A 21926-nucleotide genomic window follows, 5' to 3' on the forward strand; every position below is an offset into this window, starting at 1 on the left:
TTGCGGCAGCCTCGTCGGCCAAATCACAGGCACCGTAGCAGGGATTTGCGGAGATAAGCACCTCCACCCCTGTGAGAGCCTCAATCTGCCCTGCCACCTCAGCTGAGAAGTCCCTCAGGCCTTCTGGAAACTGGAGGCTCACCCGCGAGTACCCTTTTTCTTTGACAATCTCTGCGATGCGCTCAACCTCGAAGTTGTACATCGCCTCTTAATCAGGGAGTTAACGTGGGAAACCTGTGGAAGATGTTTCGAAATCTGAAAATAAAAGTTTATATCCATGTACATGCATCATTATCTCTGATGCGGAGTGAAATCGCGCAGAAAATTGATCTGAACAGCGAAGAATTCAAGAGACTGCCGCTGCTCAAGCAGCTTGCGCTCATTGAGCTGAGGAAGATGCAGATCCATAAGGAATTAGAAAAACGTATCAATCTCAGAAATTAAAGGTCACCTCCTCTTCTCCACCTCTTTTTTTGAAGTATGGGGCCAGGAAGGTGGAACAGACAGCTGGGGCTTAAACCCCCAGCTTCTGGCACAGCTCCTCCAGGTAGCTCAGCCACGTGCTCTCGTCCAGGTTGGGGAAGGAGTAGGTGGCGTTGACCAGGAAGTAGCGGTCGATGCTCAGCGTCTTGACATCTGAGAAGTTCTTCAGCGTCTGACAGGTCTGGTTTTCAAGGTCCAGGTTAATTGCAAACAGCATGAGCAGGTCTGGCTTACCCTTGCCGTCGAAGCCCTCCCAGTCCGGGTCGGTGAGGAGGTTGGTCGCCTCTACTACGCCAACCTTGTGCGCAGGTATTCCTCGCTGTGAGGTGTACCTTATCGCGTGGGCAGTGGCAACTATGGCGATGCGCGCTCTGCCCAGCCTCTCCACAAACTCAATTAACCTCTCGTGCTCAGTAATCCTTGCCCCTATAACAAGCGCGGGACGCGAGGCGTTCTTTATTATGCGCGCCGCAACCTCAGCGCTGACCGGCTTCGCCTTCGTGGGTCCAGCTTCCATACTTAAGCGCCAGGAGGTGGCCCTCATTTCTTAACCCCCTTCTTCTTCATTATCATTCTTGAAAGCATCGTCGGGTCTGGAATCTTGCGTCCCTTCCAGCCCTTTTCCTTGAGTATCTGGAGGATTTCCTCCTTTGCATTTATCGGAATGTCGCTCTCGCTGCGCACATACAGATGCAGGTCATCTGGCATTGTGCCGAAGTAGCGGCGGTGGAGGTCTATGTAGTGCGCCAGCTTTATCTGTCTGCCCTTTGTGGTGTCGTTGGGACGCATCACCAGCTTTGCTATAGCCACCACTGCCTCCTCCTTGCTCTCCGCCACGTAGGCAAGGTGCTCCGGCGCCGCGTCTGTGACGAGCTTCTCCCCGGTCTTTGCATCATAAACCTCCCACTTTTCTGGTATGTCCTTTCTGCCAAGGTAGAGTCTGCGGTACTTTGTGCCTGTGGGGCCCATTATGAGGGGAACCCCCCAGCGGTTTATACCTGTGCCTATGGAGAGGGCCTTCGCTGACATTGCACCCCACACCACGGCCACAGCACCCACACGGTGCAGTATGTAGTCTGCGATCTCTTCAAAGTTTGCGCGCAGACTTCGCCGGGCAAAGATATAGGGTATCTTTATCGCAGCGCCCAGGATATGAGCATTGGCAACGCAGGAGCCGACATTTACCAGACCGCCGGCATCGAATATTCCTGGGTAGCGCTCGTACAGTGTTTCGCCGTTCTCGTCCTTATAGCGGGCTATAGCCATGGCGGCGCAGCCAGAGGCGACAACGATGAAGTTGCGCTTGAGGAACTCTTCCGCCATCTCAGCCACCTCTATGGCGCCGTTGGCGAAGTTTGTGCAGCCCGCGAAGGCCACGACGCCCGGAATCTCACCGAACACTATGGGGGCACCCACATTGCGAATCTCTGTGTCTAGGATTGGTCCGCGCCCAACTCTTATTTTGTAGCTCTGGGAGTAGGTTTCTCCCTCGGCAGCCTTCTCCATGAGTGAGACTATCTTTATGTCCCGCGGGCACGCGCTCTCGCAGCGCATGCAGCCCACGCAGAGTTTGCGAAGCGAGGCGAGTTTTTCGAAGCTGCCCTTTGCAGCCTCAATGAGCGCAGGGGAGATATGCAGATTCACGGGGCACGCGCGCTGACACTTTTCGCACTCGACGCAGCGCCCACTCTCATTGCGAAGCTCCTCCTCTACCGGCAGCGCCCTGCCCTTAAATTCAGTGCGCTTGCCTGCGATGCGCTCTGCCACCTTGACGGCGACCTCGCCCACTTTCTCCGGCTTGTGGATGAATACGCCGGGCAGGCGGTAGCTGACCAGATCCTCCACTATAGCGTCTACGCTATCGTCGGTGCGGTCAGGTAAGCCCAGGCCCATCTTGTCGTTCGTGGCTATCACAGGGGTGCGAACCTTCATCGCCTCTTCCAGAATGTCGGTGCGCACACACTGCTCGTCAACCACCACAACGTCTGCTATGCCAGAGCGCACAAAGCGAATCTGTTCGCTCAGCGGGCCAATAATCTTGGCGTTTTTACTGCGGCGCTGCAAATCGTGGGCAGTGCAGCATATACCTGCGACTTCTATCTCATCTGCTCTGCCGTAGGCCTCGGCGTAGGTTATAACCTCAGCGCCAGGGGCGACGTTATGACCTATGAAGAGAATCAGGGGTTTGCGCTTATCCACGCTGCCATAACCGAGCTCAGCCAGGGGGGCGTCGGGGTCGCCCTTGGGGAAGTCATAGCCTACTATCTGGGCAAGGTCGGCAATCTCCTTGACCAGGTTGTCCAGCATGCCCGCGTGCAGTGCCTTGGATTCCAGGTCGAGGTGGTCGCCTTCCTGGCCACTGTGAACACTTGAGAGCAGGTTCTGGATTTCGCGCTCCGCATACTCCATGCCCTCAATCAGGTCCCCCAGGGTTTCTGGCTTCTTGCCTATCAGTGTGCGGTAGATGGGTGCCTCTGTCTCGATATTCAGCCCGAGGTCTATTCTGTAGTCTGCACCCATACGCTCAATCTGGTGCTCAAGCATGTGCCTTGCATGCGCACCGTGACAGGCGGTGCCTATGACGCACTCGAGCAAAATCAACCTCGCCTGCTGTGCGCGCTGCGTAATCCCGCAGGCACCCTTCTTGTCCTTTGTGAGGTCGCACTTGCCGTAGCTGCACAGACAGCACATGTCGCAGGTGGGCGAGTAGAAGGGTTCATAGCGGTTCAGGAGCTTCTTGTCCCACTCGCGCAGCTCCACCCAGCTTGGCTTTGGAGTCGGCCCCATGGGCTCTGTCCAGGTATCCTCATCTATCTCGCCTATCTCAATAATCATGTCTCTAATCTTAATCCTTGGGGATTCAGCTTTTGTAATCTTAACCTTCTTGGGCTTTGTGGCCATATCTCTCACCTAAAACTTCATATTCCTGTATGGCAGGGGGAGAATCCGGCGTATCCTGCGCCTGACCTCCTTTTTCGCATTTTTCTCCTTTCTCTGCTGAAGCTTGCGCGCTATTGCCAGACCCTTTTCCTCTTTGAGTTCCACTGTCTCGAACAGCCCTGCATCGATCACCTCATCCAGGAGCTTCGCTGCTTCCTCAGTTCTCGCGAGCACCGAGGTGTAGCCCGGGGGTGAGCCGACGCTCCCCACGGCGAAGTCCGCCAGCCTTCCAGTAAAATCTGTGCACACCTTGCATGGGTCGCGCTTGTACCTGTATGCCTCCTTAAGAGGTATCTCCACCTTCTTTTCGCGGGTGAAAACCAGGAAGTGTTTGCCCTTTATATCAACCTTGACAACGTCCTCAAGTTTAACCCCGTGGTCACGCTCCACCAGCTCTGTCATTATCTCATACAGAAAATTGGAGGAGCAGAAGATTGAGATGGTAAGCTTTATCCTTCGCGCCAGGTCAAGGTCTTCAATGGGATACACCTGAAGCTTACGCACTGCCTCTATCTGGCATGGCAAACCCACCACGGCGAGCTTCTCAAGCTTAGCCTTCTTCACATCCTTGAGCGCAGCCAGATTGGGTGAATTTGAGTAGCGCGTCCCCGCGGTGGCGATAAGTTCTTCAGGAGATGTGACAAGCCTTGCCTCTGGATACCACAGCTTGTCCTCCTTTACACCACCAACTATGGCGCCGTCTATAATGCCCTTCTCAAGTGCATACTTGAGCAGCGCAGTCACGAAGCCGCCGTCCTGTGCAGCCTCTGCGATGCCCTCGTTCTTTGTTTTCACCCCTATGCGCTTTACGGTGTAGCCGAGTTCATCCTCAGTAACACTCCCGAAAAGCTTCTCCTCCATCTCGGCGGCATTGAAAAAGCTTCGGGGACACTCCATCAAGCAGTAACCGCAATCTGTGCACTTGCCCACAAGGCGGGGAAACTCATCAACGCGAATCACATCCTCGGGGCAGACTGCCTCGCAGTTTCCGCACCCACAGCACAGGTCGCGAAATATGACCTCATGCTCTAAACTGGTAAAGCCCTCCTCTCGCCCAAGCCAGAGGTACTCAAGAAGGTCCTGCCCTGCAACAACCATTGTTCTTCCTCCATGCTTGCCCTATCGTTGGTGTTTCACTTCGTGCAAGTTTTGTGATTTTTAATGATTAACTATGATAAATCCCGAAGGCAAGCTTTTTCAGAAAAGCCTCAGTAGTCCAGAGGCTCCGCCTTCATGTACTCCCTGAGCACTGTGGTCGCATAGCTTCCAGGGGGGAGGAAGAAACTGACCACAAGCTTCTTCATACCTTCATGAAGCTCGTCTCCGGCTAGGGTGTAGCTTACCCGGGTGTTAACCGCAGCCTTTCGCGCTGAGCCCGGCATTGCCAGCTCCGGCAGGGATTTTATCCTGAAACTCTCCAGCTCTAGGTTCTCCTCCTCCAGCACCTCCTGCTCTATTTCACCCTGCCTTCCGGGTGAGAATCTGGATTCATAGCCAAAGAGAGGTATTTCCCTATCCCTGATATCCGCACCCTCGGCAATAAGCCTGCTCAGGATTCTGTTAAAGAGATAGCTCTGATACGCGTGCACAAGCATTCTGCGAAGCTTCTTCGGAAGGCGTCTCAGGGCTCCTGCAAAGTCCCTCGGGTTTTTGCTCAGCGAGTCCAGCATGTTGCGCTCATAGTGCAGCCTCGCCGGAAAGAGCTCCAGTGCCCTGCGGTAGTCCCGCGTCTCATCCAGAAGCTTCCTCGCCGTGAAGGCGTCGCTTCGCTCCTTCGGGTAGGGTCTTGCCAGGTAGAGCATCACCGCCTCCTCAAGGTCGCCCTGCACTATGGCTCTTCCCACCAGATGGGTATTCGGCCTCACAGTGCCGAAGCGCTGATAGCCGAAGTAGTTCGGCACACCGCGAAGGGAGAGCTGCGCCGTGGTCTCTGCAAGTATATCCTCCAGGTCCTCGCCATTAAGGCGGCGTATGGTTACTGTAAACTCATTGCCCAGAAGGTTGCCCAGGTTGATTCGCTCTCTGCACCTGGTGAAGCTGTACAGCCTGAGCCCTGGAATCTCCAGATTTGCAAGTTCCTCCTCACTCACCCGCCACACAGACACGCGCTGTCTTGTTAAGGCGCGTTTATCCTTTGTGCCCGCATAACCAAAGCGCTTAAGCGAGACGCGCAGCCTTCGTGAAATCTGAGTAATTGCGCGTATTGTATCCCAGTTGTACTTTTCGAGGATAAAGTGCACATATTCGCCCTCACCATCATCGCAGGGCTCGAAGTGCTCCTCAACTATGAAGTCCTCCACCTTAACACGCAGCTTACCGGAGATGCCGGGCGTATCAGAGATGAAGTACTCCATCCCAAGAATTCTGTCCAGCTCGTACCTGCTGAGCATCACTCTGCCCTCAACTTTGCAAGCTTTTCCACCAGCTTCTCAAGCACCGTCTTGCGGTATCCCTCTACAAACTTTATACTCCCTGCCACCTCGTGTCCACCTCCCGTTACCCCCGCGCCTGGAAGCTCTTCAGCAAGCTGTGCAACCAGGTGGTTGAGGTTGAGCTTCAGGTCAGCGGCAACATCCTCCGTGGCGCGCAGTATTGCAAAGTCTGGACCATAGCTCAGGGTGACGGTGCGCCTGTCATCATTCTCCTGCGCTTTAACATCATGGAGCATACCGGTGGTCTTGCCCGGCGGAGGATAGGTGAACTTGTGGGAGTACTGCTCCAGGTCGATGGTGTGCAGCATTATCCCATTGGGCAGGCGTGCACTCTTGGCATTTGCAAGGGCGCTGCGCAGCTGCACCTCCTTCGCTTTCTGCGACTCCCCACCTATCACCTCCAGGAGCATGCGCTGCCTGTCAAGCCTCCCCAGGCCGAGCAGGTCTTCGATAAGCGTCCTGCCGTCCATGAAGCGAAGGTAGAAGGCCTCAAAGTCCACACACTCTGCGATGCGCATCATATCCTCAACGCTGTACCCCTTCTCCTCCGCCAGCGCTATGTAGGCGTCTGCCTCGCTTCCCTTTACCCTGTCTCCGACGCATGCTATACCTGCGAGGTGGCGAAGCTTGGAGTTGAGTTCGGGATTAATAAGGCGAGCTATCTCCACCCCCAGGCAGCCCGCGGTGATGGAGTAGTCACCCCCCGCAAGATAGGGGTTCACGTGGATATCCACAAGCTCATCCACCTGGGCTCTGCCGTTGTGCACCTCCCCCGGGTAGTGGTGGTCAACCACTATAACCTTTGAGCCGTACACCTTGAACTTCCTTATGGCGGGCATGTCCTCGTAGGTGGAGCCGTTGTCCAGTATTACCACAAGGGGCATGCGCTGCCCAAAGCGGCGCGCATCTTCGTGGGCATACTGCAGGTCGCGCACAACGTCCTCCATCTCATAAAAAGGTGCCCTGCTGGGCGACCTGCGGAAGAGGTGCCATTCCGCCTCTCTATCGGGTGAGTGCTCGCGCATCAGAGGTAAAAGGGCCTGCTCCACCGCCACAGCCGCTACGAAGCCGTCGGTATCGCCGTGGTGGCGCAGCACAATGGGCACACCCGTGAATACCGCACGCCTGAGCTCCCGCGCAACCTCGCGCATCTTCGGATAGAGCTTCTGTATCAGCTCGCTTTCCACGAGAGGCGGCATGTCCCCGGGCTCCGCTTTCTCTTCAATTACCTGCTCTATTGCAGCCTTCACCCGGGTGAGCTCCGCACCGTACAGCTTCTCCATGTCCTTGACCTCAACCTGTACCCTGTCGAGGCGGAACACGACCTCGCCCCGCACCTCCACAACGCTGTCCACATCGATGCTGGGATAGGCCCTCTCACCCCTCGCAAAGGCTGCGCACTCTATGGCACCGCTCTCGTCGTAGGCTGTAAACACCGTCGGACCAGAGGTGCGCTGCACCTTCGCAACAATGCCGCGAATGCGCAGTGCAGTGCCAACCTCGCCCATGCCTATGTCCGCAATCTTCCAGAGCCTGAGCGACTTTCTCAGCGGAATTAAGGTGTAGTTCTTGCCCTCCCAGGGCAGTAAATCAAGCTTGCCCCCATTAAGGTTGAGTCTCCTCGCCCTGACCACAACCTCCTCGTTTGGGCGGTACTCCCGCTTTGCATCCCGCTTCCTGAGAAGCCCGACCACGTGGTCGTTGAGGGCTATGAAGTAGCCTATCTCATGGATGCGCTTCACCCTGCCCAGGTAGTTCCTGTTGAGAAGTATATCCTCATAGTTTGCGAGAGGGTCCAACTCAAGCACTATCTCGTGCTTACTATCACAGGCATTGCACACCTGAAGCTTTGCCTTCGCATCCAAGCTAGAGCCGCACAGCAGGCAGCGCTTTGCCTCTTCAGAATCAATATTCCCGCTCATCTCCACGCCTTTACTCGCGCTGCGGTAACATTCGCAACATTGCATCTACACCAGAGGGTCCACCCTTTCCACACCTTCAATTTCATCAAAAAGTGAGTCAGTGGACATAATCTTCTCGCCCTCATGCAGAACATGAGCAAGGTGTAGCGAATCGAAAATGTTGAGCTTTTGATGCTTTTTAAGCAATTCATTTGAAAGTTGGAGGATCTCTTCGGTAAGCGGGAGCACCTCCACACCAAGCTTTTTTATACCCTCAAGAACCTCAAGGGCGTTTCTACGCGAATCCTCCCTTATTAGCACTATCTGGCACTCCACAGCTGTTATTGCAGAGGTTTTCAGATTTTCCTCCACCTCTCCAAGCTTTTTCTTGACGTTCTCCTTCAGCCAGTCCTGCTTTTTAAGCTGTGAGAGAATTATATCAGTGTCGAGGTACACGCCTTTCAAGCCTCTCTCTTATCATCTCATAGGCGTACTCTTCACTTCTCTCATGGACTCTGCCCTCCACGAGCAAAAGCAGACGCACGCCATATCTCAACGCCTCTGCGCGAGAGGAAAATATCCCCCTCTTAACAAGTTCATCTATCTTCCTTACAAGTCCCTCGGGTAGAGGTACAGGTACAATAACGCGCTTTCCCATTGGCATCACTTGTATACATATGTATATAGATAACATTCGCAACATTGCATCCCCGGGTCTTGTTAACTTTCTTTCATTTTGCATGGAAGCCTTTTCACCTACAGACAGAGGAGTACTCCGTGACTATGCTTCCTTCCAGGAGAAGGTGGAGAAGACAATGGAGGAGCTGAGGAAGCGGCTTTCAAGGAGGCTGGGGCTGATTCAAGCCAGTGATGTGCGCAGGGGAAGGGGCTACGTCTACTTCTGCTCTTTTAAGGGTGGAGCTGAGCTCTGCCCCGGGATAAAGTACGGGCAGGAGTTTATAATAATGCCTGTGCTCTGGGTGGCGACGCAGGCGCAGCTTGAGACTCTGGGCTACACCCGCGATGAGGAGTTTCCGGATTACTACATTAAAGAGGCGAAGCTTAACGAAGCTTTCTTCAAAAAGAGCATCAGAGAGCAGCTCGATGAGCTTGAGGACTTCTTCGCCGAGGAGGTGCACAGGCTCAGGCTTCTCGGAATTATAGACGAATATTCACCCACGGCGATGGGCTAACCTGAGCTTAGGATGCGTATCCTGAGTTTTGTAAGGTCCTCTTTAATCTCAGTCTCGAAGCCCAGTCCTGCAAAAACCTCTTCCAGGAATATCTTGACAAATTTCTTGGCGGTATCTGAACCGAAGACCAGTGTGAACTCACCCTCAGAGGGCGTGCTCATTGTGAAGAAGTTGCACGCCTCCAGGCGGAAGATAACATCCCGGGGTGATTTTATCTTTCCCTGAAGCTGCTCTGCATGGGAGCGTGCAACCCTGCGGTGGTCATCCCAGAACCCTTCCTGGTCGGAGCACTCCTCTATAAGCTTGAGGAACTGCTGCCAGTGGTCCACATCGAGGATAATATGCTCCCCCCCGGCGAGCATGTCTATGTAGAGGTCGAGCTTCTCCCTGTCAACGCTCCGGTGCTTGCTGTGCTCAGCATAGATCTTAAGCGCATTCCTGAATATCTCACTCTGCGATAACCCTGTCTCCTTCTTGAGCCTTTCAAAAAGCTCTGCGCTTTTGGTGTCGAGTGCTATTGTAACTCTTGTCGGTACTCTCATCACTCTAACTTCTCCTTCACTCTTTAAAAATATTTACGTTCCCCACGGGATGAGCTGCGTTTCTCTACAGGTATGAAAACCTCTTAATTTTTATGAAAATTTCATAAAAGTTTTTAATCTTTCTCAAATACATTTTTATATGCCACAGATGAAAAATTGCCCGTAAAATACAAAGGAGGTAGAACAAAAGATGACGAAAAAACTCCTGTCTGGGCTTGTACTTCTCGCAAGCATCGCGGCAGCGAGTGCAGAGGAAGCTAGTAAGATAGATTCAGGTGACACAGCCTGGCTCATAGTGGCTACAGCACTGGTGATGCTCATGATACCCGGCGTTGGATTCTTTTACGGGGGCATGGTTCGAAGGAAGAACGTACTGTCCACGATTATGCTGGTCTTTGCCACACTGGCATTGATAAGCATTCACTGGGTTCTCTTCGGCTACAGCCTGGCCTTTGGTTCCGACATCGGTGGGTTCATAGGCAGCCTTGAGTATGTCGGGTTAAAAGGCGTTGGCATGGAACCAAATGGCACCATACCCAACCTGCTATTTATGATGTTTCAGGGAATGTTTGCTATAATTACAGTGGCTTTAATTGTAGGTGGTATTGTAGAGCGAATAAAGTTCAGCGCATGGCTGGTGCTTGCCTTTCTGTGGGCGACCTTTGTATACTCACCCATAGCCCACTGGGTATGGGGCGGCGGCTGGCTGAGTGAGCTGGGCGCTCTGGACTTTGCTGGCGGCACTGTGGTGCATATAAATTCTGGTATCTCTGCTCTGGCGATTGTGCTTGTGCTCGGTGCAAGGAAGGGCTTCGGTAAGGAGCCCATGGAGCCGCATAACATACCCATGACTGTACTCGGGGCTGTTCTGCTGTGGTTCGGGTGGTTCGGGTTCAATGCCGGCAGTGCCCTCGCGGCCGACGGCATAGCGGCGAATGCTTTTGTTACCACAAACACAGCCACGGCGGCAGCTGCTCTGACATGGATGTTTCTGAGCTGGCGCCACAGGGCGCCGAGTGTACTCGGCATCGCAACGGGCGCAGTCGCAGGTCTGGTTGCAATTACCCCCGCGGCGGGCTTCGTAACCCCGATGGCGTCGATACCCATCGGCATAGGCGCCGGTATACTGTGCTACTATGCCCTGCTCTTCAGAATGGGCAGAAATGTGGACGAGTCCCTTGACGTATGGGCGGTTCACGGCGTCGGCGGTACCTGGGGTGCAATAGCTACAGGCATATTCGCCAGCATTGGTGCAACCGGCCTGCTGGCAGGCAACCCATCGCAGGTGGTAACTCAGATAATCGGTGTGGCGGCAACATGGATATACGCCTTCGCGGTCACCTTTGTGCTTGCGAAGATTGTGGATTCGGTCATTGGGCTGAGGGTCAAGGAAGAGGAAGAGGATGTCGGCCTTGACATAGCCCAGCACGGCGAGCAGGCATATGCGTGAGGTGAGCAGAATGAAGAAGATCGAGGCGATAATCCGGCCTGAGAGGCTGGATGTGGTAAGAGAGGCGCTGGACGAAAAAGGATTCCCGGGAATGACAGTCACACGAGTGGAAGGACGCGGAAGACAGAAGGGAATAACGCTTCAGTGGCGCGCGGGCGAGTACCGTGTTGAGTTCCTGTCGAAGGTGAAGCTGGAGATCGTGGTGGACGACGAAGCTGTTGAGCAGGTGGTGGACATCATCTGCGAAGCTGCTGCCACCGGTAAGATCGGCGATGGTAAGATATTCATACTTCCGGTGGAAGATGTGGTGCGCGTAAGAACGAAGGAACGCGGAAAGGACGCTATCTAGGCGTCTCCTCTCTTTTTTTATTTTTTAATTAATGGCTCTTTTTTGCGTGGCATATATGAAAGGTTCTTAATTTTTGGGTAATTGTCATAAGAGGTTATTAACAATTCTCAAATACCTTTTTAAGTAATCGTCTATTTCATTGAATAAGTGTAAAGGAGGCGATTGCAGTGATGCGAATTGAAGCAATAGTTAGGAGAGAGAAAAAGTGGGAAGTTGCAGCTGCCCTGATGAAGGCCGGCGTACCCTACACAATCTTCGATGTGGAGGGCATAGGCGGGCAGCTGGGTGTGACTCTGGTAGAGGGCGGGCTTTTTCAGTACCCATTTCACGAAAAAGCAGCCTTTATTATTGTGGTGCCCGATGAAGAAGTGGACAGGGTGTGTGAGTTGATAAAAAAGTCGGCATACACCGGCAAACCCGGCGACGGCAAGATATTCGTCTCGGAGGTGAAGAGGTCGATAAAGATAAGAACCGGTAGATAGGCACAGCTTCAGGACAGGGCTTTGCCACTTTCTTCTTTTTAATAAACAACGCTTATTTTAGGTTTTCATATTCAGGGAGGGAGCAGTGTTGTTAAGAAAGAATCATAATTTTTATGATTGTTTAATAATTTTGCATAAATTTGCCTAATATTTCTCAAATATCTTTTTATATGCAGATTACGTAAAATATACACTAAAATGCCAGAATTAAGGAGGGATAAAATGCAGGATTTGCTGAAGTATACAATACTCCAGAGGGATAAGGAGAGCTATGCAATAGTGCCCAGCACCCCCACGGGGCTGGTAACACCGGAAACACTTCGCAAAGTCGCAGACATAGCGGAGAAGTACCAGGCGCTGGTGAAGCTGACCAATGCGCAGCGCATAGCCCTGGTGGGATTCAAGGAAGACAATGTGAACGCTGCGGTGGAGGAGCTGGAAATACCCCTTGCGACTGCTGCAGGTTCTGTGGTTAGGAGCATCAAGGCGTGCCCCGGTACCGCCACATGCAGATTGGGAATGCAGGACTCCCTTTCTCTTGCCATGGAGCTGGACAAGAGGTACCTTGGTAAGGCTTTGCCGTCAAAATTCAAAATCGCTGTGAGCGGGTGTCCCAATTCCTGCGGTGAGTCGGCGGTGGTGGACCTTGGTATTATAGGTGTGAAGAAGGGCTTCAAGGTTCTGGTTGGGGGCTGCGCTGGCGCCAGGCCCAGGATAGGTGATGTGCTGGCCACGGTGGAAACCCAGGAAGATGTGCTTGCCCTTGCCGAGAAGATAATAAGCTACTACGCCGCCAATGCGAAGCAGGGGGAGCGCCTTGCGAGGGTGATTGAGAGGCTGGGTATAGAGGAATTCAAAAAGGGGGTAATGGCTGCTGAGAACTAGGCTGTAAAATCGGCTGATGCAGGATAAAATAGAGGAGATGGGACTATGAGACAGATAGCATTCTATGGCAAAGGCGGTATTGGTAAGAGCACAACGCAGCAGAATGTAGCCGCTGCACTGGCGAAGATGGGCAAGGAGATAATGGTCGTGGGGTGCGACCCCAAGGCGGACTGTACCCGCCTGCTGCTGCGCGGTAAGCGCCAGGCGACAGTGCTGGATACGCTCCGGGAGGAGGGTCCCGAAAATATCAAGCTGAAGAGGATTATGTCTGCCGGCTACGGGGGCATAAACTGTGTTGAATCTGGCGGCCCTGAGCCTGGTGTGGGCTGCGGTGGCAGGGGTGTTATCACAGCCATTCAGACACTGCATGACCTCGGAGCTTACGACAAGGACCTTGACTTCGTGTTCTACGACGTTCTTGGCGACGTGGTATGCGGCGGCTTTGCCATGCCCATACGCGAGGGCTACGCCCGGGAGATATACATCGTGGTCTCCGGCGAATACATGGCGCTCTATGCCGCCAACAACATCTGCAGGGGTATAAAGAAGTTCGCGAGCAGGGGCTATGCCCGCCTGGGCGGAATAATATGCAATTCGCGTATGGTGGAGAATGAGCGCGAACTTGTGGAGGAGTTTGCAAGGAGGATAAACTCAAAGCTGATCCACTTCATCCCGCGCGATAAGGATGTACAGAGGGCTGAGATAAACAAGATGACTGTCATCGAATGGAATCCGGAGGTAAATCAGGCTAAGGAGTACCTGGAGCTGGCAAAGAAGATTGTAGAGAATCAGGACTTCACTGTACCCACGCCGATTACCATCGATGAGCTTGAGGAGCTGATGAAGACCTACGGTGTGGTGGATTAGGAGGCATAGAGATGAAGATGATAAGGGCGATTGTGAGACCTGAGAAGGCGGATGAGGTGGCGAAGGCGCTGGAGGCAGGCGGTTTTCCTGCACTCACCAAGATGGACGTATTTGGCCGCGGTAAGCAGAAGGGCATACGCGTGGATGAGGTGTACTACGATGAGCTCCCCAAGACCATGATTATGCTGGTTGTGAAGGATGATGAGATGAAGAAGGCGGCGGAGATAATTGTCGAGAGCGCCAGAACCGGCCACATGGGTGATGGGAAGCTCTTCGTCACAGAGGTAAGCCATGCGTACACCATACGCACAGGTGAACCCAAGCTGTAGAGGGGCGTAGCGATGCAGGAGATTATTGCCATAATCCGGGTAAACAAGATGCAGCGCACCAAGGAGGCGCTCTCTGAAAGGGGCTTCTATGCCATGACGGCGATGCGGGTGCTGGGCAGAGGCAAGCAGAGGGGCCTGTTCTATGAGCTGAAGCCCGAGGCACCGGCTGCACTGGAGGAGGAAGATAAGGGATACATGAAGTACATTCCGAAGAGGATGCTCAGCATAGTTGTCAGGGACGCCCAGGTGGATGAGGTGGTGGCAACGATAATCAAGGCCAACCAGACGGGCAAGATCGGCGACGGCAAGATATTCATCTCACCTGTGGAGACTGCGATACGCGTAAGAACAGGCGAAGCTGGTGAGGCAGCAATTGTGTGAGGTTGTCGGGATGAGCATGAGCCACGAGGAGTACACGAGGTTTACAAAAACCTGTGAGGAGAAGGTGTACGGTCATCCCTGCTATGGCAGAGAGGCGCACTTTTCATTCGGCAGGGTGCACCTTGCGGTTGCACCAAAGTGTAACATAAAGTGCAACTACTGCCAGAGGAAGCACGACTGTGCCAATGAGAACCGCCCGGGTGTGGCGAGTAGAGTTATCACCCCAGAAGAGGCTGTGGAGAGGGTGAGAAAAGCCCTGGTAGAGGAGCCCAGGATACGCGTCGCGGGCATCGCAGGGCCAGGAGACCCTCTTGCGAACGAGGCAACCTTTGAGACCTTTGCGCTGCTGAAGGAGGAGTTTCCAGAGCTGATACGCTGCCTCTCAACCAATGGTTTGGTTCTGCCTTCTCGCCTGGGACGTCTGGAGGAGGTGGGTGTTACGACGCTCACCATAACCATAAACGCAGTGGACCCGGAGATAGGGAGCAGGATATACTCCTTTGTAAACTATCGCGGAAAGGTGCTCAGGGGCGAGAAGGCCTTTGAGGTGCTGAACAGGAACCAGCTTCAGGGTCTGGAAATGGCCGTGAATCTGGGGATGGTGGTGAAGGTTAATTCAGTTCTAATCCCGGGTATAAATGATACCCACTTGCAGGAGGTGGCAAGGACTGTGCGTGACCTGGGTGCCTACACCATGAACATAATGCCCCTGATTCCAAAGGCGAAGTTCGCCTCTCTGGCAGAGCCTTCCCAGGAGATGCTGGAGAGGGTGAGAGATGAGTGCGCGGGCATAATAAGACAGTTCCGGCACTGCAAGCAGTGCAGGGCAGACGCCGTGGGTGTTCCCGGCGAGGAGGGCTGCCTTGCCTCGCTTCCAGATAATCTAATAGCTGCAGGGGGTCTGTAGATGCTGTTGAAATGCGATGAGGTAATACCTGAGAGAAAGAAGCACATAGTGAGAAAAGGTGAGAAAGGGTGCGGCAAACGAAAGCCGTGTGAGATAGCGTGCAACGTACCCACTACACCAGGGGATATGACGGAACGCGGGTGCACCTACGCTGGCTGCAGGGGTGTGGTAGGCGGTCCTGTTAAGGATGTGGTCCAGCTAACCCACGGCCCAACCGGCTGCGCCTTCTACTCCTGGGGATACCGTCCCCACCTGGCGGATACAGACTTCCACAGGGAGTATATCTTTGTGACTGATCTGCAGGAGTCTGATATCATCTTCGGGGGCGAGAAGAAGCTTCTCAAATCCATAATAGAGGCGGCTGAGGAGTTTCCTGAGGCAAAGGGTGTATTTATATACAACACCTGCGCTCCCGCGCTGATAGGCGACGATGGCCGCGATGTGGCAAAGCAAGCGATGGAGAGGATAGGTAAACCTGTGGTCTTCTTCCCATGCGAGGGCTTCCGCGGTGTTAGCCAGTCCCAGGGGCACCACGTGGGCAACCTGACAATCTTCAAGGAGCTTGTGGGCACCGCTGAACCAGAGGAGCCCTTTGTGTATGGCATTAACCTTGTGGGTGAGTACAACATCAAGGGCGACCTCAAGCACATCCTGCCCCTATTCAAGGAACTCGGGGTGGAGGTCATCACAACCTTCACGGGCAATGCCTCAATTGAGGACCTGAAGGTGATGCACAAGGCAAAGCTCAATGTGGTGCACTGCGCCCGCTCAGCCACGTACATCGCCGAGATGATGCAGGAGGAGTACGGCATCCCCTACATACATGTAACCCTCTGGGGTCTTGAGAATACGGCAAAGGCGCTGAGAAAAACTGCCGAGTTCTTTGGCCTGGAGCGCGAGGCTGAGCGCATCATCGCCAGGGAGATGGAGTACGTAACCCCGAAGATAGAGCAGTACCGCCGTGCGCTGGAGGGCAAGCAGGCATTCATATACCAGGGCGCTCCAAGAGCCTGGCACTGGGTGCAGCTTATGCGCGAACTCGGTATGGAGGTCACAGCTGTGGCGACAACCTTCGGGCATCGCGATGACTATGAGAGGATTTTCAAGCAGGTGAAGAAGGGCACCCTGGTGGTGGACAATCCCAATGCCCTCGAACTGGAGGAGATCCTGGAGGAATTTAAACCAGACCTCTTCATCTCCGGCAACAAGGAGAAGTACCTCGCCTATAAGCTGGGCGTGCCCTTTGTCAACGGCCACACCTACGATTCAGGTCCGTATGCCGGCTTCAGGGGCATGATCAAGTTCGCCCGGGACATATACAGAGCTGTGAACTCCCCGGTGTGGGGACTCATAAAGGATAAGGCAGAGCCGCAGGAGGCATGAAGATGAGGCAGGTTTTAAAACAGAAGAGGAAGGTTGCCATCAACCCCATGCGCTCCTGCGCCCCCATAGGCGCAATAATGGGCACAATGGGTGTTCACGCCGGCATCGCAATTGTGCACGGCTCTCAGGGTTGTGCGACCTACCCGAGGCACCAACTAGCTAGGCACTTCCGCGAGCCAATAGAGGTGGCGACGACCTCACTCACAGAGAGGACCACTGTCTATGGCGGCAGGGAGAATCTCCTTGCGGCGCTTAAGAATGTTTACCTGCGCTGCAATCCGAGCATGATAACTGTGATAAGCACCTGCTTATCAGAGACCATAGGCGACGACATCCCGGGTATAATCCAGGAGTTCGGGGAGATGCATCCCGAAATCCAGGTGCCCATACTCTCTGTTAAGGCCCCCAGCTACATAGGCACGCATATTACCGGTTTAGACAACTTTCTCACTGAGATGGTTACCCGGCTACCGGAGGAAGGCGAGCCAAACAACAGGCTGAACATAATCCCGGGCTGGGTTAACCCCGGCGACATACGCGAGCTGAAGGCGATGCTCAGGAAGATGGGGGTCTCGCCGCTGTTCCTGACGGACTACTCCGACCCCCTGGATGGCGGGGTCTATCTGCCCAAGCCGAGGCACCCCAAGGGCGGCACAACTGTGGCAGAGCTGAAGGATAGCGCCAATTCGCTGGGAACAATCGCCCTACAGGAGCACGTGGGTGGCAAAGCTGCGGAGATAATGGAGAAGAGGTATGGTATGGATACGAAGGTACTGCCCATGCCCATCGGTGTGGAGAACACCGACCTCTTCCTTCAGGCGGTGCAGGAGATGACAGGCAGGCAGGTGCCGGAGGAGCTTAAGGACGAAAGGGCGCGCCTGCTGGATGCCATTGTAGATGCCCACATGTTCCTCACCGGCTTAAAGGTGGCCATCTTCGGCGACCCGGATATAGTCTATGGCCTTGTGAGGTTCTGCGCAGAGCTTGGTTTAGAGCCCAGGTATGCTCTCACCTCCTTCGACTCCGCCAGGTGGGGTACTGAGCTTCTAGCCCTTGCGGAGGAGATGAACCTTGACCTGGAGATACTGGTGAAGTCAGACCTCCACGAGCTTCATAAAAAGATGAAGGCAGACCCAGTGGACATCCTCATGGGCACATCGAAGGGCAAGTTCATCTCAAAGCAGGAGGGTATACCCCTCGTGAGGGTGGGCTTCCCTGTGGAGGACCGCTTTGGCTACCACCGCCGAGCTATAGTCGGCTACCGGGGCGGCACCTATCTCGTGGACGAGATAGTCAACTCCTATCTGGAGAACGGGAAGGTCAGCTCCCGGGATCTGGTGAGCAACACCCTCCTGGAAAATGAAAGACAAAATGGGTGATGCGCACACAGAGCAGGTGCCCGGGAGACTGGTTCTCCTGGGCATGCTTGTGCTCCTCGCCACGGGCTGCACCTCCGGCGGTGAGCCTGGCCTTGTGGTCTTCGCCGCCGCCAGCCTCACAGAAGCCTTTCAGGAACTTGCTCGCGAGTTTGAGGCGCAGCACTCCACTGAGGTTGAACTCAACTTCGCAGGCTCCAACACGCTGCGCATCCAGATAGAGCAGGGTGCTAGCGCTGATGTCTTTGCCTCAGCCAACGAGGAGCACATGCGCGCCCTGCTTGACAGGGGCTACGTGGATGAGAGCATCGCCTTTGCAAAAAACATGCTGGTGATAGTGGTGCCAGAGAGCAACCCGGCTAGCATAGAGAGCATAGAAGACCTGCGTGGCGATGTAAAGCTGGTCATCGCCGACGTAGCTGTGCCCGCTGGTAAATACACGAGAGAGGCGCTGCTCAACCTTGAAGGGAGATACGGCGCTGGCTTCGCTGAGCAGGTGCTCTCCTGCGTCGTCTCTCAGGAGGACAGCGTTAAGGGCGTGCTCTCCAAGGTAGCCATGGGCGAGGCGGATGCGGGCTTCGTCTATGCCACAGACGCCCTAGCGGCGGAGGGCAGGGTGAAGGTGATACTCCTTCCCGAAGAAGCGGCGGTTGAGCCGAAGTACTACGCGGGTGTGCTCTCCCGCTCCAGCAATAAGCACGCAGCGCAGGAGTTTATAGCCTTCCTGCTCTCTCCCAGAGGGAAGGAAATCCTGCGGAAGCACGGCTTTGAGGTGGAGCCATGAATGCCTTTGCACTTACGCGGGCCCTGGCAGGCATTGCGGTGGCGATATTTATCATCCTCCCTGTATCCTCCGTACTGATAAACGCCGCCGCAGCCTCGCCCCATGGGCTCAGCCACGACACCATCACTGCGGTAAAGCTCAGCCTCCTAACGGCGACCCTCTCCACCCTTATAATACTTATCATCGGCACCCCCCTGGCCTACCACCTGGCGAGGAGCAACTCTGCACCCTCTCGAGTGCTGGAGCTTGCCCTCAGTTTAGCTATGGTTCTGCCCCCTGCGGTGGCTGGCATTGCTCTGCTCGCCGCCTTTGGGAGAGAAGGCATCGCCGGCAGGTATTTTGCAGGCATGGGTATAGCGCTGCCCTTCACCACCGCCGCCGTGGTTATGGCCCAGACCTTCGTTGCTCTGCCCCTTTACGTGCGCTCTGCGAGGGCCGGCTTTGCCAGCGTGAGCAGAGTCCTGGAAGGTGCCTCCTTTACCCTGGGTGCTTCAGAGCTAACCACCTTCCTGAGGGTTTCCCTGCCTCTGGCGAGGGGTGCAATTTTAGCCGGGGCGGTTATGAGCTGGGCGCGTGCAATGGGCGAGTTCGGGGCTACGATAATGTTCGCCGGCAATTTTGTGGGTAAGACGCAAACTATGCCCCTCGCAGTGTATTCGGCGCTGCAGATGAGCATGGAAAAGGCGCTGGTGCTCGCGGCTCTGCTCATACTCATCTCCTTCCTCATCCTCCTGGCCTTTGAGGCCACCGGCAAAAGGAGGTATGCGAATGCTTGAGCTGGACATAGTTAAGCGCCTCCCCAGCTTTGAGCTCCGCTTAAAGCTCGCGCTTCGCAACGAGGTTCTGGCTTTGCTGGGCGAAAACGGCTCCGGTAAAACGACGACACTTAAGGCAATCGCCGGTCTTGTTACTCCTGATGAGGGATACATACGCATCGGCAATGAGGTGGTATTCGACTCAAGGCGAGGGGTAAACCTGCCGCCACAGCAGCGCAATGTGGGCTTAGTATTCCAGGAGCTGGCGCTCTTCCCCCACCTCAGCGTCTATGAGAACATCGCCTTTGGTTTAAAGGTGAGAGGGTACAGCAGGGCGAAGCTTGAGGAGGAGGTTGTGGCTATGATGCACACCCTGGGCCTGGAGGAGCTTCGCTCCCACATGCCCTGCGAGCTTTCCGGCGGTCAGAAGCAGCGCGTGGCTTTAGCGAGAGCGCTGGTGGTTAAACCAAAGCTTCTACTCCTGGATGAGCCCTTCTCCGCCCTTGATTCAGGCTCAAGAAGGAGAATTAGAGGAGAAATTAAGGCGATACTTGAGAGAGTTTCCATTCCGACAATCCTCGTCACCCACGATTTTGAGGATGCAGCCGCGCTGGCGGAGAAGGTGTGCATTATGGCGGAGGGCAGGGGATATTATATGCAGGATGTGGCACCCCCTTCACGGGAGGAGCACCTGTCCTGGGTAAAAAGGGTGATATTTTCATGACGCAGGACAGCTGGAGAGCGGTTAGCGTTTATAACCCCAGGCTTCGCCCTGAGCAGGTTACCGTATACGACACCACGCTGAGGGATGGGGAGCAGGCTCCGGGGGTGCGCTTTACCAGGGAGCAGAAGGTTGAGATTGCCCGCATGCTGGAGGAACTCGGAATTCCTGAGGTTGAGGTGGGGTTCCCTGTGGTCTCAGGAGAAGAAAGGGAGGCGGTAAGGGAGATATCCAGCCTGGGTCTGAGCCTGAAAACCACCGCACTGGCAAGGGTTAGGAAGGGCGACATTGACGCAGTTATAGAGTGCAACACAGACGGCATAATCCTCTTTGCCTCTGTAAGTGAGCTGCACCTCAAGCACAAGATGCGAAGGAGCTTTGAGGAGGTGGTTGAGCTCAGCGTCGATGCGGTGGAGTACGCCCGCGAGCACGGCTTAAGTGTAGCCTTCAGTGCAGAGGATGCCACGAGAACAGAGCTTGAGAGGCTGATTCAGCTTTACAGGGCGGTTGAGGAGGCAGGGGCGGCGAGGGTGCACATCCCCGACACCGCCGGCGTGGCGACACCTCAGGCTATAGAGGTGCTGGTCGGTGAGATTAAAGCCCACCTCAGCCAGGGGACCAGGCTCTGTGTGCACTGCCACAATGACTTCGGACTTGCGGTGGCGAATGCCATTCAGGGGATTATCGCAGGTGCAGATGTGGCAGCGGCAACAGTTAACGGTATAGGCGAGCGCGCCGGTAATGCCAGCCTTGAGGAGCTTGCTGTGGCCCTGCGGGTGCTCTATGACCTGGACCTTAAACTTAACCTCAGCGTGCTTACCCAGCTTTCCAGGCTTGTGGAGAGGTACTCGGGGATAAGGGTGCAGCCCCACAAGCCCCTGGTGGGAAAGAACGCCTTCGCCCATGAGTCCGGGATTCACGTGGCGGCGGTGCTGGAGAATCCCCTCACCTATGAGCCCTTCCTGCCCGAGGTTATAGGGCAGAGGCGCAGACTGGTGCTGGGCAAACATTCCGGCACGAGAGCCGTGGCGGCGGTGCTGAGAGCTAAGGGCATTACGCCGAGCAGGGATGAGGTAAGCGCGGTTCTGCGGAAGGTTAAGGAGACGCCTGGTTATTTAACCCACACCCTTCGCCCCTCCACCATGTAGACCACCCTGGCCCCGGTCTTCGCGGCGATGTCGCCTATCCTCTCAAGGTAGCGGGCGACGAAGAGCAGGTCTGTGGCATCGTCTATTTTGCGAGGGTCGCGGACCATGAAGGAGATAAGTTCATTGTAAATCTGGGTATAGAGCCCATCCAGCAGGTCGTCCTTCTCCACGAGCTTCTCCGTATCTGGGGAGATGTGCTTTTCTATTGCCTCCAGGTCCATGTCGATCATCTCCGCTATCGTTGCCGCCATCCGCGGAATGTCTATCAGCGGCTTGAGCAGTGCCCTCTTCTCATACTTCTGCGCTATCTCTGCTATCTTCAGGGCTAAATCTGCGATGCGCTCAAAGTTGTCGCTTATCTTTATCATCGCATTCACAAACCGCAGGTCTCTCGCCACGGGCTGCTGGAGCGCCATCAGCTTAAGTGCACTCTCGTCGATGTTTAAATTTAGGATATCGCTCCTTTCCTCCAGCTCCTCCACCTGCGAGGCCTTCTCCATGTCCCTTTCCTTAAGTGCTTCAACGCTGAGAAGTACCGCCCGCCTGGCGATGTCCCCCAGCTCCAGCACATCCCCGCGTATATTCTCCATCCCCCGTTCCAGTGGGGTTCTCGGCATT

The 21926-nt window shown here is 54.8% G+C and carries 26 protein-coding genes; 16 read left to right on the forward strand and 10 right to left on the reverse strand.

Annotated features, from left to right (window positions below; all coding sequences use genetic code 11):
- Positions 1 to 202, reverse strand: a 202-nt coding sequence (locus ACXJJW_RS06135) for a diphthamide synthesis protein (protein WP_456474853.1), incomplete at its 3' end; no start/stop codon positions are given.
- A 98-nt stretch (positions 203 to 300) separates the two neighbouring features.
- On the opposite strand from ACXJJW_RS06135, the gene ACXJJW_RS06140 reads away from it, so the two are divergent.
- Positions 301 to 444, forward strand: a complete 144-nt coding sequence (locus ACXJJW_RS06140; RefSeq protein ID WP_456474854.1) for a hypothetical protein — start codon at positions 301 to 303, stop codon at positions 442 to 444.
- Between the two features lie 70 nt (positions 445 to 514).
- On the opposite strand, the gene cdhB is transcribed toward ACXJJW_RS06140, so the two are convergent.
- The 7 genes from cdhB to ACXJJW_RS06175 all read right to left on the reverse strand — a co-directional run bounded on the left by cdhB (position 515) and on the right by ACXJJW_RS06175 (position 8414).
- On the reverse strand, positions 515 to 1027 hold the full coding sequence (cdhB, locus tag ACXJJW_RS06145; RefSeq protein WP_456474855.1) for a CO dehydrogenase/acetyl-CoA synthase complex subunit epsilon: 513 nt from the start codon (positions 1025 to 1027) through the stop codon (positions 515 to 517).
- The gene (gene cdhA / locus ACXJJW_RS06150; protein ID WP_456474856.1) at positions 1024 to 3384 is read right to left on the reverse strand and encodes a CO dehydrogenase/acetyl-CoA synthase complex subunit alpha; all 2361 of its coding nucleotides are present in this window, start codon (positions 3382 to 3384) and stop codon (positions 1024 to 1026) included. Before cdhA ends, cdhB begins: the two co-directional genes overlap by 4 nt.
- A gap of 9 nt (positions 3385 to 3393) precedes the next feature.
- A complete protein-coding gene (locus ACXJJW_RS06155; protein ID WP_456474857.1) occupies positions 3394 to 4521 on the reverse strand; it encodes a Coenzyme F420 hydrogenase/dehydrogenase, beta subunit C-terminal domain in 1128 nt (375 codons plus the stop codon).
- Positions 4522 to 4631: 110 nt separating this feature from the next.
- The gene (gene truD, locus ACXJJW_RS06160; protein WP_456474858.1) at positions 4632 to 5813 is read right to left on the reverse strand and encodes a tRNA pseudouridine(13) synthase TruD; all 1182 of its coding nucleotides are present in this window, start codon (positions 5811 to 5813) and stop codon (positions 4632 to 4634) included.
- On the reverse strand, positions 5813 to 7777 hold the full coding sequence (locus tag ACXJJW_RS06165) for a DHH family phosphoesterase (RefSeq protein WP_456474859.1): 1965 nt from the start codon (positions 7775 to 7777) through the stop codon (positions 5813 to 5815). Before ACXJJW_RS06165 ends, truD begins: the two co-directional genes overlap by 1 nt.
- A 45-nt stretch (positions 7778 to 7822) precedes the next feature.
- Complete coding sequence (locus tag ACXJJW_RS06170) at positions 7823 to 8212, reverse strand: PIN domain-containing protein (protein ID WP_456474860.1); 390 nt, start codon at positions 8210 to 8212, stop codon at positions 7823 to 7825.
- Positions 8196 to 8414: a ribbon-helix-helix domain-containing protein gene (locus ACXJJW_RS06175; RefSeq protein WP_456474861.1), complete on the reverse strand. Its 219-nt coding sequence runs from the start codon at positions 8412 to 8414 to the stop codon at positions 8196 to 8198. The genes ACXJJW_RS06170 and ACXJJW_RS06175 overlap by 17 nt, the downstream gene beginning before the upstream one ends.
- A gap of 82 nt (positions 8415 to 8496) precedes the next feature.
- Between ACXJJW_RS06175 and ACXJJW_RS06180 the strand changes: the two genes are divergently transcribed.
- The gene (locus ACXJJW_RS06180) at positions 8497 to 8949 is read left to right on the forward strand and encodes a hypothetical protein (protein WP_456474862.1); all 453 of its coding nucleotides are present in this window, start codon (positions 8497 to 8499) and stop codon (positions 8947 to 8949) included.
- Here the strand turns inward: ACXJJW_RS06180 and ACXJJW_RS06185 are convergent.
- Positions 8946 to 9491, reverse strand: a complete 546-nt coding sequence (locus tag ACXJJW_RS06185; protein WP_456474863.1) for a ribbon-helix-helix protein, CopG family — start codon at positions 9489 to 9491, stop codon at positions 8946 to 8948. The two genes, ACXJJW_RS06180 and ACXJJW_RS06185, sit on opposite strands and share 4 nt — an antisense overlap.
- 265 nt (positions 9492 to 9756) lie before the next feature.
- Between ACXJJW_RS06185 and ACXJJW_RS06190 the strand changes: the two genes are divergently transcribed.
- The 14 genes from ACXJJW_RS06190 (at position 9757) to ACXJJW_RS06255 (ending at position 21308) form a co-directional block, all read left to right on the forward strand.
- Complete coding sequence (locus ACXJJW_RS06190) at positions 9757 to 10941, forward strand: ammonium transporter (protein ID WP_456474890.1); 1185 nt, start codon at positions 9757 to 9759, stop codon at positions 10939 to 10941.
- 10 nt (positions 10942 to 10951) lie between these two features.
- Positions 10952 to 11290 (forward strand): P-II family nitrogen regulator, encoded by a 339-nt coding sequence (locus ACXJJW_RS06195; protein ID WP_456474864.1) that lies wholly within the window; start codon positions 10952 to 10954, stop codon positions 11288 to 11290.
- A gap of 170 nt (positions 11291 to 11460) precedes the next feature.
- The gene (locus ACXJJW_RS06200) at positions 11461 to 11772 is read left to right on the forward strand and encodes a P-II family nitrogen regulator (RefSeq protein WP_456474865.1); all 312 of its coding nucleotides are present in this window, start codon (positions 11461 to 11463) and stop codon (positions 11770 to 11772) included.
- A 198-nt stretch (positions 11773 to 11970) separates the two neighbouring features.
- Positions 11971 to 12657: a ferredoxin-like domain-containing protein gene (locus tag ACXJJW_RS06205; RefSeq protein WP_456474866.1), complete on the forward strand. Its 687-nt coding sequence runs from the start codon at positions 11971 to 11973 to the stop codon at positions 12655 to 12657.
- A 45-nt stretch (positions 12658 to 12702) separates the two neighbouring features.
- Positions 12703 to 13524 carry a nitrogenase iron protein gene (gene nifH / locus ACXJJW_RS06210; RefSeq protein WP_456474867.1) on the forward strand — a complete coding sequence of 274 codons (822 nt, stop codon included), beginning with the start codon at positions 12703 to 12705 and terminating at the stop codon, positions 13522 to 13524.
- An 11-nt stretch (positions 13525 to 13535) separates the two neighbouring features.
- Positions 13536 to 13853, forward strand: a complete 318-nt coding sequence (locus tag ACXJJW_RS06215) for a P-II family nitrogen regulator (protein ID WP_456474868.1) — start codon at positions 13536 to 13538, stop codon at positions 13851 to 13853.
- A gap of 12 nt (positions 13854 to 13865) precedes the next feature.
- Positions 13866 to 14234: a P-II family nitrogen regulator gene (locus tag ACXJJW_RS06220; protein WP_456474869.1), complete on the forward strand. Its 369-nt coding sequence runs from the start codon at positions 13866 to 13868 to the stop codon at positions 14232 to 14234.
- A complete protein-coding gene (gene nifB / locus ACXJJW_RS06225; protein WP_456474870.1) occupies positions 14215 to 15141 on the forward strand; it encodes a nitrogenase cofactor biosynthesis protein NifB in 927 nt (308 codons plus the stop codon). Before ACXJJW_RS06220 ends, nifB begins: the two co-directional genes overlap by 20 nt.
- Positions 15142 to 16524, forward strand: a complete 1383-nt coding sequence (locus ACXJJW_RS06230) for a nitrogenase component I subunit alpha (protein ID WP_456474871.1) — start codon at positions 15142 to 15144, stop codon at positions 16522 to 16524. It abuts the gene before it with no gap.
- Entirely contained in the window at positions 16521 to 17903 is a 1383-nt protein-coding gene (locus tag ACXJJW_RS06235) for a nitrogenase component 1 (protein ID WP_456474872.1), read from the forward strand. Before ACXJJW_RS06230 ends, ACXJJW_RS06235 begins: the two co-directional genes overlap by 4 nt.
- A complete protein-coding gene (gene modA, locus ACXJJW_RS06240; RefSeq protein WP_456474873.1) occupies positions 17884 to 18684 on the forward strand; it encodes a molybdate ABC transporter substrate-binding protein in 801 nt (266 codons plus the stop codon). Before ACXJJW_RS06235 ends, modA begins: the two co-directional genes overlap by 20 nt.
- Positions 18681 to 19460, forward strand: a complete 780-nt coding sequence (locus tag ACXJJW_RS06245; RefSeq protein WP_456474874.1) for an ABC transporter permease — start codon at positions 18681 to 18683, stop codon at positions 19458 to 19460. Before modA ends, ACXJJW_RS06245 begins: the two co-directional genes overlap by 4 nt.
- A complete protein-coding gene (locus ACXJJW_RS06250) occupies positions 19453 to 20163 on the forward strand; it encodes an ABC transporter ATP-binding protein (protein WP_456474875.1) in 711 nt (236 codons plus the stop codon). Before ACXJJW_RS06245 ends, ACXJJW_RS06250 begins: the two co-directional genes overlap by 8 nt.
- A complete protein-coding gene (locus ACXJJW_RS06255; RefSeq protein ID WP_456474876.1) occupies positions 20160 to 21308 on the forward strand; it encodes a homocitrate synthase family protein in 1149 nt (382 codons plus the stop codon). Before ACXJJW_RS06250 ends, ACXJJW_RS06255 begins: the two co-directional genes overlap by 4 nt.
- Here ACXJJW_RS06255 and phoU read toward each other — a convergent pair.
- On the reverse strand, positions 21272 to 21925 hold the full coding sequence (gene phoU / locus ACXJJW_RS06260) for a phosphate signaling complex protein PhoU (RefSeq protein ID WP_456474877.1): 654 nt from the start codon (positions 21923 to 21925) through the stop codon (positions 21272 to 21274). The genes ACXJJW_RS06255 and phoU overlap by 37 nt on opposite strands.
- Position 21926 lies beyond the last annotated feature (1 nt).

This window comes from Candidatus Pyrohabitans sp. (assembly GCF_054014795.1).